The sequence below is a fragment of the Idiomarina loihiensis genome (assembly GCF_024584785.1).
GTDB classification, from domain to species: Bacteria; Pseudomonadota; Gammaproteobacteria; order Enterobacterales; family Alteromonadaceae; genus Pseudidiomarina; species Pseudidiomarina fusca.
Genome location: NZ_CP074112.1, coordinates 2,282,302 through 2,296,830, shown reverse-complemented (window position 1 = coordinate 2,296,830; position 14,529 = coordinate 2,282,302). Strand labels below are relative to the sequence as shown.

The window sequence follows — 14,529 nt, the reverse complement described above, 5'->3', positions numbered from 1 at the left end:
CATTGTTTCGTAGTGATAAAACGTAGTAAATCTTATTTTTTTGAATTCGAAGCCCTCCCTCACGAGTAACTCGCTGCCGGTTACGTGAAGGAGGGGACACCCTAGAGTTCAAATAGCCTTTTCCAATTAATTTTCAAGCCGCGACACTAACTGTCGGCTGGATGCTTTACATTAATCATCTATGCGTGCTAAACATACTAATGATAAAAAAGTGTTAACATTTGACTTGTTTTCGTTGGCTTGAGCGATGGAAATTTGAGTCATGTTGTATTTGTTTGCTGGAATTTGAAATATCAACATGAAATAGGGAAATTATAGTGTTTCGGCCTCGTAAAAATAAGGAAATAGCTTCAATCCCATATCAAAAAATACCCGCTAAAACCTTTGATAACAATGGTCAGAAGGGTGTTGGTAGAAGTGTAGAAAACCATTGCCGGATTGTTGGGGAGGTAGCGAAGGAGTTAATTCGTCGTTCTCCAGTTGCCCACCTTTTTCCTGTAGGCTCTGCGTTTACCGCAGCCACACATGATATTGGTAAGGTAAGCCCTACTTTTTACAATAAAATTATGGTCGCTGCTGGCGGTGAATTATTACCGAACGTGAATTTTCAGTTGGAGAGAACGTGGAATGGTCATGCCGGCGTTAGTCAGTTAGCGGCTAAATATTTGAATGCACCATGTCACATACCGGAGATTCTTGGTCAACATCACGGATTTTCACCGTCCATTTCTGGGCTTCGAGCAACGGACGAAGTTTTCGGTGGTGAGGTTTGGCAAGCTGAGAGAGATAAGTTAGTTGTTTCATTGAAAGAAGCACTTGGTGAGTCATGGCCAGAAGAAGTGACCATCGCGCAAGCTCGTTTGCTTGCCGGGTTAACGTCAGTATCAGACTGGATTGGATCTGGTTTTCATTTTGAAGACCCTAGAGCTTCGTGGAAAGATAAAATTGAGATGGCGGTAGATGACGCTGGCTTTGTGCCCGTTACTTACCGCGCAGGATTAAGTTTTGAAGAGGTTTTTGGATTTTCTCCGCATGACGCCCAGTCAATTTTAATAAAAGAGGTAACGGCCCCAGGCGTTTATGTTCTAGAAGCTCCAATGGGGTTAGGTAAAACTGAAGCAGCTTTATTTGCAGCTTATCAAATACTGCAGAAGGGGAAGTGTTCAGGTATTTATTTCGCACTACCCACTCAGTTGACTTCAAATAAAATTTACGAACGCTTTGAGAGCTTTTTAGAGGAGGTCTTAGCAGACGATTGCAGTCATCGTTCGTTACTGTTGCATGCAAATGCCTGGCTGTTCGAAAAAGACATAGGTGAAGAAGGCCGGCCCGGAGGAGCTTGGTTCAACAAAAGCAAGCGAGGTCTACTTGCGCCTTTCGCAGTTGGAACTATTGACCAAGCATTAATGGCAGCAATGAATGTCAAACATGGTTTTGTACGAGCGTTCGGATTGGCTGGTAAAGTAGTCATTCTCGATGAAGTTCATACGTACGATGCTTACACGAGCACGCTAATGGATTCCCTTATCGAATTGCTTCGTAAGCTTGAATGCACAGTTATTATCCTAAGCGCAACACTGAACAAAGAGAGACGCCAAAAGCTTCTTAAGCGTCCTTGTTCCTCGTTGGAATATCCACTAATCACTTCGAGTAAAAACAGGGATGATGAGGCGCTAAGGGAAGTGAGTGTTCCATCAAATAACCACAAAGCATATCAAATCAACTTAACCGCAGACGAAAACGCTACGCTTGAAGAAGCGCTTCTGCGCGCTGAACAAGGTCAGCAGGTACTGTGGATAGAAAATACTGTAAGAGAAGCTCAGCAACGGTATCTTGATTTAGCAGCTCGTGCCGCAGAACTTGGAATTTCCACTGGATTGCTGCATTCGCGCTTTACAGTGAATGACCGGCAGAGAATTGAGGAGCAGTGGGTTAATTTATATGGGAAATCAGGATGGAGCCAACGAAGTAAAAAGGGGCGTATTCTCGTCGGCACACAAGTTCTAGAGCAGTCACTCGATATTGATGCCGACTTTATGGTTTCCCGATTTGCACCGACGGACATGTTGTTGCAGCGCTTGGGTCGATTATGGCGCCACTCTCAAACACCTCGCTCTAATCATGCAAAGCCAGAAGCTTGGTTTTTGGCGCCAAAACTAGCGGAAGCGTTTGAAAATCCAGAGAAACATTTCGGCTCAAGTGCTTATGTCTATAACCCGTATGTTTTATGTCGGAGCTTAGAAGTTTGGACCGACCGTAGAAAAATTAATTTACCCATTGATATTCGTCATTTAATAGAAGAAACATATTCAGACAGGGTAGAACAGGGAAGTATGGAGCGATGGCTCTATGAGCTGGAGCATGGTAATCGGTACAGAAAAGGAAGAAGGGATTTACAGCAACTTGCGAGAATTGGTTTGGCAGAAGATGGTAACACGTTGCCAGAGAGTCAAGCTCAGACCCGATACAGCGAAATAGACAGCTTCGAAGTGTTAATTCTCAAAGGTATCTCTAGAGACGCTGAGCGGGCACTACTAACATTTTTAGACGGTAGTCAATTAGAGCTGCCGCTGCATAGGCACAAACTAGAAAAAGCCGAATGGCGCAAACGTACAGCTATTATTATGCAGCACATTGTTCATGTTCCTCCGAGCGATAAACCTAAATCAGTACCTGCCGATGTTCTAAAGCGTTTCGGGCTGCAGCACTGTTTCTATTTGGGGAATCCCGACTGGAACGATAAAGATGAGAGTATTTTAAACGTCGCTATTGTCGATGACAGTGATTGGTTGCGAGGCATTGAAAATACTCAAGTACACGATAATTACCGACTGGAATACCGAGATGATCTCGGCTACCGAGTTATCAAAAACCAGGAACTATAGCGATGGAAAACCGTTTTAATTTAGTTGATGAGCCTTGGATACCGGTTGCCGATTATGGCCGAGTCAGCCTTAGGCAAATTTTTACTAACTCTGATTATCGCTCGTTAGGCGGAAATCCAGTGCAGAAGATCGCTTTGCTAAAGCTGCTTCTTGCTGTTGCTCAGGCTGCAGCCACGCCCAAAGATGAAGTTGAGTGGAAAGCTATTGGTGCAAAGGGCTTGGCAGAGCATTGTGTCGCGTATTTAGAAAAGTGGCATGGCCGATTTTACTTGTACGGCGATGCTCCCTTTTTGCAAATGCCAGCAATTAGGGCGGCCAAAATTCAGCCTTTTGGCGCGGTTTTGCCTGAAGTTTCAACCGGAAATACAACAGTATTGAGTGAAGTCCAGCGACAACGAGATCTCGACGATGGAGACAAAGCGCTTCTACTTTTGACCCTGATGGGTTTTGCCCTTTCCGGCAAGAAGACAGATAACAGTGTCGTTTTGACACCAGCCTATAGTGGGAAAACAAACGATAAGGGTAAACCAGCAACGGGCAAACCCGGGCCTTCCGTTGCACATATGGGCCTCCTACATAGTTTTCTGTATGCGAGCGACCTTCAGAATACATTGTGGCTAAATCTATTAACATCGAGCCAGCTTGAGAAAATGAATATATATCCAGAAGGGGTTGGAATAGCTCCGTGGGAGGAAATGCCTAGCGGTGAGAATTGTGAGAAAGCACAAGAACTGAAAGCTTCCTTAATGGGACGTTTAATTCCACTAAGTCGATTCTGCTACCTCACAGATGAAGGCTTGCATTATTCCGAGGGAATTGCCCATGCAGGATACAAGGAGGGGGTCGTTGACCCCAGTATGGCAATAAATAACTCCGGAAAAGAACCGAAGGCACTTTGGGTCGATCCAGAAAAACGACCATGGCGTGAACTTTCCGCTTTATTGAGCTTTTTTGACCAAGGAGACAGTGCGGGCTTTCAAAGCTGGCAAATACGCAGTGGGTTAAACAGAGCCCGGGATGTTGTTCAAAGTTTTGCAATTTGGTCCGGAGGTTTGCGGGTCAGTAGTAATGCTGGTGAACAATATGCGTCTGGGAGCGACGATTTTGTTGAGTCCCAAGTTTGGTTGCATGGCGAGGCTATTGGTCAAGGTTGGTTTCGGCAACTTAAACATGAGATGGATGCGTTAGACGCTTTGGCCAAGAATTTATATGGACGAGTACAAGGCTTTTTTAAAGAACAAACTGTTGACGGAGGCAAGATAGCGCCACAAGCAACGCAGCTGTTTTGGCAGCTCTGTGAGCGAGATTTTCAGAGCTTGGTGAATCAATGTGATCAAACCGAAGAAGCAGCCGCCGAGCGTATCAAGCTTCGCCATAGATTTGCGGGCTATGTTCACCAAGCTTATGACAAGTTCTGTCCGCGAGAAACAGCGAGACAAATGGACGCTTGGGCTAAATGTCGCCCAAACACAAGCAAATATTTGAATCAAGAGGGCTAGAAATATGGAAAGTAATCAATTGCCTGTGCAGTCGGATAAAGAGAAAAGTCGAGAACAGCGATTTGTCGAAACAGTGATTGAACGTTGCCTCTATGATAAAGGTCAAGCAGCAAGGCTTCGCAGAGCAGATAACCCGGCAACAGAATATCAGTCTTGGGAGTTACTGGGCTGGTTTGGCGTTGACTTAGAGAAAGATTATGAACGCAAACCATTCGTAGCAATAGCTGCAGCTATTGCGAAATCTAAGAGCGAGCGAAACGGCAATCTAACGTTAGGAAGAGCACTAGCTTCTTGTTATGAAGATGGTAGGGAAAGTAACCAAGCAAAAGCAAGACTACGTCGCTTATTAGCGTGTAGTGACTTGACCGAAGTTTGTCGTATTTTGCGCCCACTTTTCACCCTTATTGATAGCAAAATTGGCCAACCACTAGATTATGTTCGGCTTTTGAAGCAGTTACGTTTCTTCGGATTTGAGTCAGGGCAACGCGTTAAAACCCAATGGGCACAAGAGTTCTATGGTCAAGCCGTTGACATGCAGAAAGAAGAGGCCTCCGTATGACGATGATAGCCAGCGTTCTACATCTCGATCGCCGCGCAATGAAGGCACTGCGTATTACCGATCCCTACTCGCTTCACCGCGTAGTGTACAGCCTTTTTGAGGATGTGCGTAACGAAGAACAAAAGCACAAAAGTAACTCAAGCGGAATTCTTTATGCGGATAATGGCGGCGATATTCACGGCCGAAAAATCTTGATGCTTGCAAATCGTGAACCGATGGAAAAGGTTGAAGGTAAATATGGAGAAGTTCAAAGCAGATCCATATCCGAGGATTATTTACTCCATAAAAACTATCGCTTTAAAGTCATTGTTAATCCAACGCGCCGTGATAATGAGAGCCGGAAATTATTGGCTGTGAAAGGTAGAGATGATATCGCGAAATGGTTTGCCGAACGAGCTCAAGGTAGTTGGGGCTTCGACGTCGCAATACAGGCGCTGCAGGTTGATAAGGTTGAGGTACTTCAATTTAAAGATAAACATCAACGCCAAGTAACTATTGGGCAGGCTCATATTCAGGGACTTTTAACTGTCACAGATAGAGCTGCATTTACTAAGAGTTTTCAACAAGGCATTGGACGTGCGCGAGCTTTCGGTTGTGGTTTGCTGCAAGTCGTTCCCGTTTTAGAGAACCCATTTGATTGATTTGATTTTAATTAAACATTAAGGAAGATTAATATGATTAATCCATATACAAATACCCGTATTGAGTATCACATTTTACAATCTTTTCCTGTTACATGCTTGAACCGAGATGACGTTGGAGCCCCTAAGTCAGCCATTGTTGGCGGCGTACCACGAGCGCGGGTTAGTTCGCAATGTTGGAAGCGCCAAGTACGCTTAGCGATGCAAGAATTTGGGGTGAAACTCGGGGTTCGCACGAAAAAAGCTGAGCAAATGTTTGTAGAAGCATGTCGTACTGCTGGCGCATCGGAGCAGCAAGCAGAGGCATGCGGGGCGAAAATTGCAGCGCAACTTGTTGATGACACACTCTTATTCATTAGTGAAACCGAAGCTACAGCGTTTGCTAATTATGCAAAAGAAAAAGAGTTTGATGAGAGTAAACTTAAAGACAAGGAGTTAGCCAAATTAGCTAAGCAGACTTTGAATCCTGCTGTAGACGCATTGGATATCGCGCTTTTTGGGCGCATGGTTGCCAAAGCAGCAGATATGAATGTGGAAGCAGCAGCCTCGTTTTCGCACGCTATTTCGACTCATAAGGTAAGCAATGAAGTTGAGTTTTTTACTGCGTTAGATGATCTGCAGGATGAGCCAGGTTCAGCGCACATGGGTAGCTTAGAGTTTAATTCTGCAACTTACTATCGCTACATTAGCCTTGATCTCGGGCAGCTTGCCCAAACCATGGGACCCGATGATTTGAAAAATGCCATCGAAGCGTTCACGAAGGCTTTATTCATTGCGGTGCCAAATGCGCGACAAACAACACAATCGGGTGCTAGTCCTTGGGAATTTGCTCGGGTCATGGTGCGAAAAGGTCAACGCTTGCAAGTGCCTTTTGAAACAGCTGTTAAAGCGAGCGATGGCGGTTTTTTAAAAGCAAGTGTCAATGAACTGAAAGGCTATCTCGATAAGAAAGAGAAACTTTCCGGCTCACTTTTTGGTAAACAGGCTTCTTATGACTGGGGAGAAGACGAGAACTTCAGTATAGATGCGCTAGTGGAATCATTACAAAGCCACGTTAGCTGAGGTGATGTATGAATAATCCTTATTTGTTGTTATGGCTGGAAGCACCGCTACAGTCATGGGGACATGACTCGAAGTTTGGACGACGAGATAGCCTTGACTTCCCGACTAAATCGGGCGTGTTTGGTTTGCTTTGCTGTGCGTTGGGAGCAGGGGGAAAGCAAACGGAATGGTTAAAAGAATGGGCTGACTGCGATATGCAGGTGCAAGCATTTGTGCTCTCTGATCGCCGTGGTCAGCCCATGGTTCGCCAACCATTACTGAGAGATTTTCAGATGGTTGGCAGTGGCTATGACGACAAAGATCCATGGCAGAACCTCCTGATTCCAAAAACAAGTGAAGGCAAGAAAGCGGTAGGTGGTGGTACTAAAATGACCTATCGTTATTATTTGCAAGATATGGCTTTTGCCGTTGCATTGCAGGGGCCAACAGCAAAACTGAAGGAGTTAGAGTCCGCTTTGCAGAATCCAGTATGGGATCTGTATTTAGGGCGCAAAAATTGCGTGCCTACAGAATTTATTGCGCAAGGTATTCATGCTGATTCAGCTCAGGCGATGGAACAAGCAACGCAATTGGCAGAAATGAAGGGACGACTACCTAGCTTTAAGGTGTTACAAGGTGAACACGAGGGAAACGTGTTTACTCTTAACGACGTCCCACTTCAGTTTGGGCAACAGAAGCTTTACAGAGACCGGCGTGTCACTGTGTTACCGGTCGATTGAGTATGGCGACCGGTCAGCGTTTGTTCGTAAAAGTTACTAGAGACTCCTTACCTCAAGTGAAGGATAAATATCCGTTTTTATATTTGGAGAGGGGGAGGCTAGAAATTGACGACAGCAGCATTAAATGGATTGATGCGGAGAATAATGTTGTACCGTTACCTGTTGCAACGCTCAATACATTGCTGCTGGGGCCTGGCACTAGCATTACGCATGATGCTGTAAAAACTGCCACAGCAGCAAATTGTTCCGTTTGTTGGGTTGGTGAAGATAGCTTATTGTTCTACGCGGCAGGGTTTTTGCCAACCGCAGATACTCGAAATCTCAAACAACAAATAGAAATAGCTAGTCATCCACAAAAATCATTAGAAGTAGCCAGGCGAATGTTTGCTCGTCGCTTTCCCACGGCAGATCTTGATGGTAAAAACTTGAAAGAAATGATGGGGATGGAAGGGCATAGAGTCAGAGCCCTATATCAATCCAAAGCTGAGGAATATCAAGTGGGGTGGAAAGGGCGGAAATTTGTGCCGGGGAAATTTGAAACGAGTGATGTTACCAATCAAGTTTTAACTTCTGCCAATGCTGCTTTATACGGCATTTTATGCTCAGCAGTGCACAGTATGGGTTATTCGCCTCACATTGGCTTTATTCATTCAGGCAGCCCTTTACCTTTTATCTATGACCTTGCCGACTTGTATAAAGAGCACTTGTGTATTGATTTGGCCTTTAGCCTAACCCGAGAAATGGCCGGGCGCTATAACAAGCATAAAGTATCGGAAAGCTTTAGAAATCGTGTGATTGAAATGGATTTACTTGCCAAGTTAGCTGTAGATGTTCCAGATATGCTAGGAGTGAGCCGTGCTCGTGGTTTTCGCAAATGATTTACCCCCAGCGGTAAGAGGCCGAATGAAACTTTGGTTTGTCGAACCACGAGCAAATGTATTCGTGTCAGGTATCAAAGACTCGGTAGCCAAAACAGTCGTCGATTATCTTTACAAGCATTGTCCGCCAGAGGCTGGTGTAGTCATATTTCGCTCGCTACCAGGCCCCCCTGGTTATGAAGTTTATACTATTGGGCCAACTCGTAAGTCATTGATTGAGATCAGCGGATTACAACTAGTTATTGAAACCCTAAAACAACCATAAAGGCAAAGTGTTGTGTTTTGGGATTGGTTCTTTCACAATATGTTGGTGTCTTCCCCACGCTCGTGGGGGTGTTTCCGCATCACTCGTTACAGCTTCCGCAGCAGCCATGGTCTTCCCCACGCTCGTGGGGGTGTTTCTATTCATGAAACACCTCTGTATATAATAACTGAGTCTTCCCCACGCTCGTGGGGGTGTTTCTAAAGTACCGTATGGTGTTGCAAAACTCATCGTGTCTTCCCCACGCTCGTGGGGGTGTTTCTCTTAACACGACGTGGCTGCTTACCGCGCGTCAGTCTTCCCCACGCTCGTGGGGGTGTTTCTCCGTAAAGCCCGTCAGTCATGACGAAAGGCAGGTCTTCCCCACGCTCGTGGGGGTGTTTCCAACGCACCACCTTTCACGACAAAATCAGTGTTGTCTTCCCCACGCTCGTGGGGGTGTTTCCGTCGCTTAGCGATGCGATAATCTGGTAACTCGGTCTTCCCCACGCTCGTGGGGGTGTTTCTATCGATTGGGCAGGCGCGGCAGCTGCTGCCTGGGTCTTCCCCACGCTCGTGGGGGTGTTTCTTCGAGTAAAAGAAGATGGGCGCATTATACATCGTCTTCCCCACGCTCGTGGGGGTGTTTCTGCAAGCGAGTAAAGGTAGGGTTTTATCCTGTGGTCTTCCCCACGCTCGTGGGGGTGTTTCCGCGCTATTGTGGTTACTCTGTACGACGTACACGTCTTCCCCACGCTCGTGGGGGTGTTTCTAACTTCTCTAAGCGGTCTTGGCTCATCGGCTCGTCTTCCCCACGCTCGTGGGGGTGTTTCACTAGAACCATACGATTAACCCCTGATCTTGATGTCTTCCCCACGCTCGTGGGGGTGTTTCCAGGTTTATCAGGTTTTAAAAAAGACACCTTAAGTCTTCCCCACGCTCGTGGGGGTGTTTCTTTGCGGGAGTTGAGAACTTAGAACCTGTCGCCGTCTTCCCCACGCTCGTGGGGGTGTTTCCTTGTGGATCGCAGTCATACCACGCTTCACATCGTCTTCCCCACGCTCGTGGGGGTGTTTCCAGAACCCCGTCAATGTCGAATACTGGCGTTTTGTCTTCCCCACGCTCGTGGGGGTGTTTCCGAATGAGCGCCTAAAAGTCCGTGAAATGGAATGTCTTCCCCACGCTCGTGGGGGGGAGTAGCCAACTAATCTTGGCCACTGTTGTTTCAGAGTGCAAAGCCATTCTTCCAAATCGCTAGTGGATGGAATAGTGCCGGCAAGTTCGTTGTAGCACTGGTATCAACTAGGAGTAGGTCAGCTTTCATACCCACGGCAATGCGCCCTTGATGAGGCAGCGCAAAGGCCTTTGCTGGCGCGGCGGTTGCTGCGTGCATCACTGATTCGAGTGGTAAGCCAACACGCTGCAACATTTCCAGTTCAGCGAGCAATGACCAACCGTGAGCGGTACCTGGATTCGGTGCGTCGCTGCCAGCTAAAATCGGCACTCCTGCTTGATAGAGACGCTCGGTGGTGAGTAGTAGATTTTCATAAAAGTGTGCAGGAAAAGCAGTATTGCCAAATGACTGATTGAGGCTGGTCTGTGCGCTCGCTGGAAGCTTGAGGTTTTCTGCGGTTAACAGCGTTTCGTTTAACTCACCTCGCAGCATACCCTCATACAGCGCCATGGTTGGGATGATAAAAGTCCCGTTGCTGCGCATCAGTTGCACCAGCTCATCGTTCGCGGGGCGGTCAAAGAAACCATGCACCAGGCCGTCTGCACCCGCTTTGACTGCGTCCATCGCTGAAGCGTGATCGGCAACATGCACTACCGCTAGATGCTGCGCTTGATGGGCTGCCTTAATGGTGGCTTCCAGTTCCGTATACGAAATTGACGGCGCATGTTGATAAGCGGCACCAGCATGGGTGTAGACGATTTTGATAAAATCAGAGCCACTGTCGAGACGTTTTGCAACAGCTTTGGGGGCTGCGGAAGGTTCACTTAAAGTCGGTACGGGAATACCGTATTGCGTGCCATGGCCGTTAGGTGCAGTGACTAAGTAGCCAGCACCAAAGATATCAGCATGTTTAGCTTGTCGGGTTTCCGCTCGTGCCGCTTTATGCTGCTGCAAAAAGCTAGGGTCACCGAACATATCGATCACGGTGGTCACGCCAAAGTTCAGACTTTGCTTCAGGGCATCGCCCCAGACGTGCACATGTGCGTCGATTAAGCCGGGCATCAGCACTTGGCCTTGGGTTTCACGGTAGGGTAAGTCAAGGTCAGGTCGTTGCATCGAGAGCTCAGTGATCCAGCCTTCATGCACAACCACGAATTTTTCAGCGCGCCATTTTTCGCCGTCAAAAATCTTCACCGGACCGATCACGAAGCTGTTGTCGTTCGCCACGTCAGCAGTTTTCGGAGTTGGTAAATTCAATACGATAGCCAGTACAGCAACAACAGCGGCAAGTAATAGAAGTATCTTTTTCATAGGTAACAGGCTCATTCAAATTAGTGCGAAAGGCGCTGATAACGCCAGCGTACAAGCAGAACAAGTAACAGGGAAAAGCCGACAAGTGCAGCCAAGTGCAGCCAAATGCTATGGCCCTGACTCGTGCCAATCACAGCATGTGCCAACTGCGCATAGTGGTAAGCGGGCAGGCCATAGGCGATGTATTGCACGGCTTCCGGTAAGAATTGAATGGGCACCCACAAGCCGGATAAGAAGGCCATAGGTAAATAAACCAAGTTGACCACAGCGGGAGCGCTTTTGTCGGACAAGCATAGGCCCAGCAATAAGCCGATAAGGGCAAAGGGAAGGGTACCGATTAGCAATACCAGCAACAGCGCTAACCATTGCCAGGTATAGAGTTCAACTCCCGCGAATAAGCCACCGGTGACAAATAGGATTAAGGCAATGCACAAGGCGAAGACCAAGCTACTGACATACTTAGCTGCTACGTAAGCGTTAAAGGGCATAGGCGCAACGCGCTTCAACGTAAGCCAGCCATGGGCGCGGTCACTGGCGACTGCGGTCGCATAGTTGAACATAGCCGGCCCCATCATACCGAAACAGGCATAAGAAACGAGCATGTACTTGCTACTGCCTGAGCTAAAATTAAAAACGATACCAAAAAAGATATAAAAAGTGACTGGAAATAAAATAGCCGGCAAAAAGAACGCGGGTGTACGCCATAGACTTAGTAAATCATAGCCAGCTTCTTTAACGTATAAATTCGCATTAAACATAGCGCTGCTCCTGCATGTTGACTAGGTAGGCTTGCTCGAGTGAACCATGATCAGCGATCACCTCGGACAAAGTGCCTGCAGCGATGACTCTTCCCTCTCGCAACATCGCAACACGGTCGGCCAAGCGCTCGGCTTCCTCGATGTAGTGGGTGGTCAGTACAATAGCCGTGCCCGCAGAGCGGTAGTCTTGAATATGCTGCCAGAGCGCATGACGCGCCTCGACATCCATGCCCACCGTCGGTTCATCCAGAAACAGTAAGTGGGGCTTACCAGCCACGGCGAGGGCGAAAAGGACTTGCTGGCGCTGGCCGCCAGAAAGTTTGCCAAAGCGTTGCTTGGCGATACTGCTAAGATTCAATTTGTTTATGAGCTCACCAACCTGAAAACCGTTTTGGTAATAGCTACAAAACAGGTCCAACTGCTCGTAGACAGTTAGATTGGCTGCCAGTGTACCGAGTTGCATCATAACGCCTAAGCGCTGTCGTACTGCTAACGAACGATGTTGGTTCAATATGGGTTGACCAAATAATTCAAGTTGCTCTGCTTGATAGGAGTGGATGCCAAGCACGCTATTGATGAGTGACGTTTTACCTGCACCATTTTTGCCAAGTATTGCAAGAACCTCGCCGCTATAGGCGGTGAGGTTTACATCGCAAAGCGCGCGATGCTGGCCATAGCTTTTGCTTAAGCCGTGAATAGATAAGTGTGCGACTGCCATGGGCGATCTCCAGTAAATAATGTTAGAGCCAAGTTTAGGGAGACAGGAGTTCGCGCGACAGTCGTTTTTGTCAGCAATTGAAGGTGACAAATGTCACTAGCCGAATGGGCTAGCAATGGCCATAATGAGGTAACTTCGAGCCAAAGAAGCAGATGATGATCAACGAAAAAACCAAACAAAAGGCCTCTAACGAAGAAGCGAAACATGCTTGGGTCTATCTATTTAACTTAGGTTTTTACATCCTACCGATGGTGCTATTCCCCTATACGGTCAGCGAAATCGTGTTGCTTTCGCTCGCCATGTTGGTATTTGTCGCTCTGTACTTTTATTGCTTCTATTTGCCTTACCAACGCATGCTTTGGCCGATTCTGGGTATGTTCGCTATTGCCTGTGTGGTAACGCCTTGGAACCCCGGCTCCGTTGCCTTATTCAGCTACGTCGGCTTTTTTGTGGGCTTTGCCTATCGTTGGCCCTATGCCTTAACCGCCGTGCTTGGTGTCATCGCTACCCTCGCAGTATTTCAGTGGGGTGTGGGTACGCATTGGGATCTGTTTTTCCATTACGGTACCGTTATTGTGGTAACCGTTGCGATCTTTGGCCGAGTTGAACGCTTGCGGCAACGCCACGCCGCCGCAGAACGCCGCAGTGCCGAAGAAATCGAACGCCTCGCAACGAGTGTTGAGCGCGAGCGCATCGCCCGCGACTTACACGATATCTTGGGGCATACACTTTCGAGTATTGTATTGAAATCTGATTTAGCCAAAGCGCAACTTGGTAAACAGCAATACGATGCCGCTGCGCAACAGCTACAGGAGCTCAGCGAAATAGCTCGTATTAGCTTGTCGCAAGTGCGGCAAAGCGTGTCAGGTTATAAACATCGTGGACTAGCGCTTGAACTGAAGCGGCTAGAACAGCGCTTACAGGATGCCGGTTTTCGCACCGATATCTTAGGTAAGCCACCGCTGTTTGATGCAGCGCGTGAAACAGCCCTAGTGCTCGCCATAACCGAATTAGTTACAAATGTGATTCGTCATAGCTCAGGCCAGCTCTGCACTATTCATTTTGACGAAAGTGCCGACGTCTATCGGGTGCAAGTAAGCGACGACGGTAATCATGCAGAAGTTCAAAGAGGTAACGGTCTGTTGGGAGTACAACAACGAATACAAGAGCTGGGCGGCTCCGTCGAAGTTTTCACCGCACGGGGCTGTGCCGTCGCCCTGCAGTTGCCGAAGCATGAAATACTCAAAGTAACCGGAGCAACGACATGAAAATTTTGCTTGCCGAAGACCAAACGATGGTGCGCACCGCGTTAGCTAGCTTGCTTCGTTTAGAGGCAGACTACGAGGTTGATGAGGCGGTCGACGGTGCAGCAGCGCAGCAACAACTGCAACAGGAGCACTACGACATACTCTTGACCGACATCGAAATGCCTCATCTTTCTGGGCTTGAGCTTCTGCAGTGGGTACAGCAGCATCAGCCAGCACTCAAAACCGTCATTATTACGACGTTTAATCGCGCGGGTTATATCAAACGTGCCGTTGATGCTGGAGTGAGCGGCTTCTTACTCAAAGATGCTCCGATTGCTACACTCATTGATTCACTTCACAAGGTCTGTGCGGGAGCGCGAGTAATAAGCAATGAATTACTGCTGCAAGCACTCGGCCAACAGGACCCACTAACGGAGAAAGAACGCAAGGCACTGCGCCTTGCAGGACAGGGAATGAGCACACAAGCTATTGCAGAAGCATTGTTTATTGCAGAGGGAACTGCCCGCAACTATCTCTCCGAGGCGATAAGTAAATTACACGCAAATAATCGCGTCGAGGCCGCACGCTTCGCTCATCAACAGGGCTGGTTATGACGATAACAACCATGAAACAAAACGACCAACGCTTAGTTAGTGCGGCAAATTTCTGGTACGAGCATTTGCTAGCCTGTTTCATGGCTATAATACGCCGCGTTTGGAGCCACAGGGTAGTGGGAAAATGTGTCATTACATCGTGAAGCTCACCGATGCTGCCCAAGTAGACGACGAGGTTAAGGCTTGGCTTCGTGCCGCATACACGGCTGCAGGTTGACTCGAG

General features: G+C 47.6%; 13 protein-coding genes and 1 CRISPR repeat array. Of the genes, 10 read left to right on the top strand and 3 right to left on the bottom strand.

Annotation, left to right across the window (positions count from 1 at the left end):
• Positions 1-317: 317 nt before the first annotated feature.
• From cas3 to cas2e, 8 genes are read left to right on the top strand one after another with little or no spacing between them, the layout of a single operon-like run.
• Positions 318-2,885: a CRISPR-associated helicase Cas3' gene (gene cas3, locus KGF88_RS10965; protein ID WP_202912500.1), complete on the top strand. Its 2,568-nt coding sequence runs from the start codon at positions 318-320 to the stop codon at positions 2,883-2,885.
• A 2-nt stretch (positions 2,886-2,887) separates the two neighbouring features.
• Entirely contained in the window at positions 2,888-4,384 is a 1,497-nt protein-coding gene (gene casA, locus KGF88_RS10960; RefSeq protein ID WP_153827277.1) for a type I-E CRISPR-associated protein Cse1/CasA, read from the top strand.
• A 4-nt stretch (positions 4,385-4,388) separates the two neighbouring features.
• On the top strand, positions 4,389-4,943 hold the full coding sequence (gene casB, locus KGF88_RS10955) for a type I-E CRISPR-associated protein Cse2/CasB (protein WP_153827278.1): 555 nt from the start codon (positions 4,389-4,391) through the stop codon (positions 4,941-4,943).
• Positions 4,940-5,584 carry a type I-E CRISPR-associated protein Cas6/Cse3/CasE gene (gene cas6e, locus KGF88_RS10950; RefSeq protein ID WP_153827279.1) on the top strand — a complete coding sequence of 215 codons (645 nt, stop codon included), beginning with the start codon at positions 4,940-4,942 and terminating at the stop codon, positions 5,582-5,584. The genes casB and cas6e overlap by 4 nt, the downstream gene beginning before the upstream one ends.
• Positions 5,585-5,617: 33 nt before the next feature.
• Positions 5,618-6,646, top strand: coding sequence for a type I-E CRISPR-associated protein Cas7/Cse4/CasC (gene cas7e / locus KGF88_RS10945; RefSeq protein WP_153827280.1), 1,029 nt, complete (start codon positions 5,618-5,620; stop codon positions 6,644-6,646).
• A gap of 8 nt (positions 6,647-6,654) precedes the next feature.
• The gene (gene cas5e, locus KGF88_RS10940) at positions 6,655-7,365 is read left to right on the top strand and encodes a type I-E CRISPR-associated protein Cas5/CasD (RefSeq protein WP_153827281.1); all 711 of its coding nucleotides are present in this window, start codon (positions 6,655-6,657) and stop codon (positions 7,363-7,365) included.
• Between the two features lie 2 nt (positions 7,366-7,367).
• Positions 7,368-8,243 carry a type I-E CRISPR-associated endonuclease Cas1e gene (gene cas1e, locus KGF88_RS10935; protein WP_153827282.1) on the top strand — a complete coding sequence of 292 codons (876 nt, stop codon included), beginning with the start codon at positions 7,368-7,370 and terminating at the stop codon, positions 8,241-8,243.
• A 25-nt stretch (positions 8,244-8,268) separates the two neighbouring features.
• Complete coding sequence (gene cas2e, locus KGF88_RS10930; protein WP_153827283.1) at positions 8,269-8,508, top strand: type I-E CRISPR-associated endoribonuclease Cas2e; 240 nt, start codon at positions 8,269-8,271, stop codon at positions 8,506-8,508.
• A gap of 47 nt (positions 8,509-8,555) precedes the next feature.
• A CRISPR array of direct repeats spans positions 8,556-9,683; the repeat unit is 28 nt; unit sequence GTCTTCCCCACGCTCGTGGGGGTGTTTC.
• A 26-nt stretch (positions 9,684-9,709) separates the two neighbouring features.
• Here cas2e and KGF88_RS10925 read toward each other — a convergent pair.
• From KGF88_RS10925 to KGF88_RS10915, 3 genes are read right to left on the bottom strand one after another with little or no spacing between them, the layout of a single operon-like run.
• Positions 9,710-10,969: an amidohydrolase family protein gene (locus KGF88_RS10925; protein ID WP_153827284.1), complete on the bottom strand. Its 1,260-nt coding sequence runs from the start codon at positions 10,967-10,969 to the stop codon at positions 9,710-9,712.
• A gap of 20 nt (positions 10,970-10,989) precedes the next feature.
• Complete coding sequence (locus KGF88_RS10920; protein WP_153827285.1) at positions 10,990-11,727, bottom strand: ABC transporter permease; 738 nt, start codon at positions 11,725-11,727, stop codon at positions 10,990-10,992.
• Positions 11,720-12,445 (bottom strand): ABC transporter ATP-binding protein, encoded by a 726-nt coding sequence (locus KGF88_RS10915; RefSeq protein ID WP_153827286.1) that lies wholly within the window; start codon positions 12,443-12,445, stop codon positions 11,720-11,722. The genes KGF88_RS10920 and KGF88_RS10915 overlap by 8 nt, the downstream gene beginning before the upstream one ends.
• Positions 12,446-12,597: 152 nt before the next feature.
• Here KGF88_RS10915 and KGF88_RS10910 point away from each other — a divergent pair, with 152 nt between their 5' ends.
• Positions 12,598-13,713: a sensor histidine kinase gene (locus KGF88_RS10910; RefSeq protein WP_228759584.1), complete on the top strand. Its 1,116-nt coding sequence runs from the start codon at positions 12,598-12,600 to the stop codon at positions 13,711-13,713.
• On the top strand, positions 13,710-14,306 hold the full coding sequence (locus tag KGF88_RS10905) for a response regulator transcription factor (RefSeq protein WP_110076876.1): 597 nt from the start codon (positions 13,710-13,712) through the stop codon (positions 14,304-14,306). The genes KGF88_RS10910 and KGF88_RS10905 overlap by 4 nt, the downstream gene beginning before the upstream one ends.
• Positions 14,307-14,529 lie beyond the last annotated feature (223 nt).

Coding starts and splice junctions, on each gene's coding strand:
- casA (WP_153827277.1), top strand. CDS start 2,888: ATGGAAAACCGTTTTAATTTAGTTGATGAGCCTTGGATACCGGTTGCC.
- casB (WP_153827278.1), top strand. CDS start 4,389: ATGGAAAGTAATCAATTGCCTGTGCAGTCGGATAAAGAGAAAAGTCGA.
- cas6e (WP_153827279.1), top strand. CDS start 4,940: ATGACGATGATAGCCAGCGTTCTACATCTCGATCGCCGCGCAATGAAG.
- cas7e (WP_153827280.1), top strand. CDS start 5,618: ATGATTAATCCATATACAAATACCCGTATTGAGTATCACATTTTACAA.
- cas5e (WP_153827281.1), top strand. CDS start 6,655: ATGAATAATCCTTATTTGTTGTTATGGCTGGAAGCACCGCTACAGTCA.
- cas1e (WP_153827282.1), top strand. CDS start 7,368: ATGGCGACCGGTCAGCGTTTGTTCGTAAAAGTTACTAGAGACTCCTTA.
- cas2e (WP_153827283.1), top strand. CDS start 8,269: ATGAAACTTTGGTTTGTCGAACCACGAGCAAATGTATTCGTGTCAGGT.
- KGF88_RS10925 (WP_153827284.1), bottom strand. CDS start 10,969: ATGAAAAAGATACTTCTATTACTTGCCGCTGTTGTTGCTGTACTGGCT.
- KGF88_RS10920 (WP_153827285.1), bottom strand. CDS start 11,727: ATGTTTAATGCGAATTTATACGTTAAAGAAGCTGGCTATGATTTACTA.
- KGF88_RS10915 (WP_153827286.1), bottom strand. CDS start 12,445: ATGGCAGTCGCACACTTATCTATTCACGGCTTAAGCAAAAGCTATGGC.
- KGF88_RS10910 (WP_228759584.1), top strand. CDS start 12,598: ATGATGATCAACGAAAAAACCAAACAAAAGGCCTCTAACGAAGAAGCG.
- KGF88_RS10905 (WP_110076876.1), top strand. CDS start 13,710: ATGAAAATTTTGCTTGCCGAAGACCAAACGATGGTGCGCACCGCGTTA.